The sequence below is a fragment of the Vibrio sp. 10N.222.49.C9 genome (assembly GCF_041474985.1).
Classification (GTDB): domain Bacteria; phylum Pseudomonadota; class Gammaproteobacteria; order Enterobacterales; family Vibrionaceae; genus Vibrio; species Vibrio crassostreae_C.
Genome location: NZ_JBFRVD010000790.1, coordinates 1 through 342 on the forward strand (window position 1 = coordinate 1; position 342 = coordinate 342).

Annotated in this window: 1 pseudogene; it reads left to right on the forward strand. The window is 45.0% G+C overall.

Annotation, left to right across the window (positions count from 1 at the left end):
* Positions 1-146: 146 nt before the first annotated feature.
* Positions 147-342 (forward strand): annotated as a pseudogene (locus AB4585_RS25620) (lipase); the annotation flags it as partial.

A 342-nucleotide genomic window follows, 5' to 3' on the forward strand; every position in this document is an offset into this window, starting at 1 on the left:
CAGAAGGAGCGGTAGAGTCTTTCGTTGTGCATGAAATGACGCAGGTAGGCTAGCTTGTATGTCGGTTTGATTTTGCACAAAATTGGGTGAGTGTTTGATTCCTGTTTGATATTCTAGTGATAGAAGAAATAGGAGTCATTGAGTCTATGAGAAAGAGCCTGATCACAGTAGTTTTTGGTGTATTAGTTACGGGTTGTAGCCAATCTGAAGCCCCCAAAGAGATCAGCGATTATAACTCCCACAAGAACCAGCAGGTGATCATCGTTCACGGCCTTGCTCGCAGTGCATCTTCAATGGAGGAGATGTCGGAAAGAGTAGAGGAGCATGGCTATCAGGTTTGCG